The 3,570-nt window shown below is 63.8% G+C and carries 1 protein-coding gene; it reads left to right on the top strand.

Features of this window, described 5'->3' with window-relative positions:
- Positions 1-434: 434 nt before the first annotated feature.
- On the top strand, positions 435-3,570 hold a 3,136-nt coding region (locus ACGF5C_RS34235; protein WP_393308483.1), incomplete at its 3' end, for a hypothetical protein.

Below are 3,570 nucleotides of genomic sequence, written 5' to 3'. Positions count from 1 at the left end.
GTCGGCCGGCGGCGATGGAATGGGGCCCGGCCGGCTCTGACGCAGACGGGCAGCCGTCCGATCCAGCGGAAACTGACCCGTTTGGTGTTGACCCGACGCTTTTTGCCCCGCCCCCCGAATACCAGCTGGCAGAGAACGATATGAGGACACCAACGGAACGGGATCTCCCAGATTGGGGGACGGAGACCGACGGAGCGGCGCCTGGCTCGGAGTCGCCGCCGTCGGAGTCGGGACCTGAGCCGAAGCGTCCGCGTACCGATGGTGAGCCGGCGGATGGCCTGAATATTTATGCGGATGACCTGTCGAGTTTGCTCGATATGCGGGCACCATTGGCTTTCCCGGATTGGGGGACGGAGACCGACGGAGCGGGCGGGTTCCCGGGCTCGCCGGCAGCGCGGACACCGGCGCCTGAATTTCCGACCGATGAGGCAGGGGTGCCACTGGAGCCTGGCTCGGAGTCGCCGCCGCCGGTGGACGGTGCGCCGGCGGGCTTCGTGGACTTGCCGTCAGGGGTGGATCCGGCGGAATTGATGTTGGGGTTGCGGTCGGAGAACCCCGCGCTGGACGATGCGCCGGGCTCGCCGGCAGGGGTGCCACCGGCGCATGGCTCGGCGTCGTCGGGGGGCGATGTCGCGTCGGGCTTGGAGCAGGAGGTGGCTAAGGCGATCACCACGTTGTCGGCCGTGGTGTCCAGTGACCAGGCGGAGCGCTTCGAGCGGTGGGCGCTCGAGGTGTTCGACTTCGATCCTCGGCGGTTTGACATGGGGGTGGCCGGGGTCTTTCAGCCGGTGTTGGACGTCTTTGGGAATCCGTTGGCGAAGTTGAAGGTCCGCAGCCTGGATGGACTGCGTGCGTGGGTGATTCGTGAGTTGGCCGACGACCTCGCCCGGGGTGCCGAGTCGAAATTTAGGGAGATTCTTCCGTATCCGGCGGACGTGTCGGAGCAGGAGCAGGAGGCGCTGCACCGGATCTGGTTCCGCAAGGTCGTCGGTGGCGGGGTTCACGAACTCACGCTTGTGCCTTTCCACGTGGCGGCCAAGGAGTTGTCCCGGCCGATGCTGGTCCATCATCCGTTCGGTGCCCCGGACCGCATCGGCCCGCCGCCGGATGACGGTGTCGTCCCGGAACAGGTCCTGTGGTGGAGGGGTGCTTACTTCCTCGTCAAACCTCGTGCCGAAGACGGCATCGCCGACCGGATCGCTGAGGGCTTCCCCCAGAAGATAAATCCCCACACGCGGCGGGAACTGGATGGGAAGTTCGAGAAGACGCGTGGTCTGCTGCAAGCGGCGATCGCCAAGGCGGAGAAGAATCCCGACAGCACCTACTCGCGTATCCTGGAAAACACCTTCCAGCGTGACCTCGCGGTCATCCGTCAACGCTCCTCCTTCCCGTACAGTCAGGTCCAGGAACTCGCCGCACACCTCCGATACTTGCGCAATCTCAAGGACCAGGGCAGCTGGGAAGACCAGCGCCCAACGGACCTCGATTTCCCATTCACCATCCGCGTCCCGGCCACCCCGGTGCGGCATGACCCGGAGATGTCGGGGTTCACTCGTCCGGTGCCCGGGTTGAGCATCTGGCTGGCCGGCCAGGAGATGCGTCTCGATGGGATCGATGGGATCGATGGGATCGATGGGCTTGTTCGCCCGGGTGATGAGGTCTATGTCACTATCGGGAAGATTTCGAGAAGGCGGAGTGCCGGTTTTGTCGAAATCCGGTACACCCGGCCCGACGGCACCGAAAGCGCCATCTTCCAAGGGATCGACCGCAGGTTCACTCTCGGCGAGGTGGCAGCTCTGAAGACAATGGCACCCGGCCGGGCGTGGAAAACCGATCACCCATTGTTCGTCGATTCCTACCGCAGCACGACGTCGATATTCTCGGCCAGAAGGAATCTGGGCACACGGCTCGGCGGGGCAGGAGATCCCAGTATCTATCTCCCGGGAGGCATCCTGGCCGGCGGAGGTAAGTTCGACTACCCCACGACGCTGGACCGGATTGTTTTCAGAGCCGGGTTTGGCGTCACTGGTCAACCCCTGATGGTCGTGGAACTGACGGCCGCGATACGCGAGCGCCGGGTACATCCGGATCAAGAGAGTGGGGCCGGACAGGACCTGTACGTGGAAGTGGTCAACCCCGCCCTTACCGCGGACAGCATCGGCGGCATGTCGAGGTCCATAAATGTATATTGGGAGCTGGAGGATCTGTGGGATCTTTCCGGCGCAGTGACTTACCCAGGTGAAATTTTGGCGGATACCAAATTGCCCACCCCCCTGCGTACTACCATTGGCAAGGGGAAGCACTTGACCCCCGGTGGGGGGGAGGTGCAGGTCACCAAGGGGACGAAGATTACCTACCGGGTAGGGAAGTGGCCGCGGCTGGCCGGATCGGAAAGCGGCGTTTTCGTCGTGGTCAGGGCGCCGTTGGTCGACGGAACCGGACACGCCTACCGGCTCATCGACACGGGCAAGAAGATCGATGAGCTCGATGGGATCATAAAGACTCTCAACAAACGGCAGGAACGGGATAATCGGCGTGTCCCGCTAGCCGGGTCGGCACCTGAGCGGCATCCCATCAGGGCCGGTGGGTCCGGCGGTGTCGCGCCGGACTTGCCGGAGGTGCCCGGCCAGGCGTGGAGACTCCCCCCATCGTTCGTCGGGTCCTACCACATCACGGCGTCGCTAGGCCGCCCCAAATCGAATTTTAGGAAGTTGGACGTAAAATTCGCCGGCCGCCCGGTCTATATCCCACAGGCCGTGGCGGTCGACGGAGATTCGTTCGTCTTTCCTGCGGACATCGAAGAGGTTCGTCTCGAACTCGGGTATGACAGCACTGGTCGATCCGCCGCGTTCGTGGAACTACCGGCCGAAAATAGTCCTACCGGGGAGACCCTGTACCTGAAGCTGGAGCCCGCCCCCACCGCAGACGACATCGAGTCGCTGCGCAGAAGGGCACTGTGGGTGCCGCAGAATCAGTGGGATCTTTCCGACGCAGAGGATTTCGAGGACGTAATGGGGGTAAAGAACCTATTGCCCCATTCCCTGCTTATTAGTGTTGGTACGGAGGGCGCGCTCGGTGGGGCGAAGGTGAAGGTCGCCGCTGGGACGGATGTCACCTTCCGGGTAGGGAAGTGGTCGCGGCAGGTCGGACCGGAATTCGTTACCGGCGTTTTCGTCGTGGTCAAGGCGCCGTTGGTCGGCGGAACCGGACACGCCTACAAGATCATCAATACGAAGAAGACGCTCGATGAGTTCGAGGCGCTCATCAAAGATCTCCAAGACCGGCAGGAGAGGCGCAATATGCGCAGCCTGCGAGCCGAGTGGGCACCTGAGCCGACCAGGCAGCGTCCGAGCGCCGGGGATGGGCCGGGCGCTGGGGGTGGGTCGTCGTTGCCTGGTGGTGCGGCGGCGTTTGAGTGGGGTCCTGTGGGGGGTGGTTCGTTCTCGGGTGGTGGGAAGGGTGTGTTGCCGTCGGAGTGGGCGGCGGGTGAGCCGCCGTCTGTGGAGGTGGCGAAGGACGGTGGTTGGCGTGTGTCGTATCGGAGTTCGGCAAGTTTGCCTGCTTGGGACG

It is taken from the genome of Micromonospora sp. NPDC047620 (assembly GCF_043205005.1).
Lineage (GTDB): Bacteria > Actinomycetota > Actinomycetes > Mycobacteriales > Micromonosporaceae > Micromonospora.
This window is presented reverse-complemented; position numbering and strand designations above follow the sequence as displayed.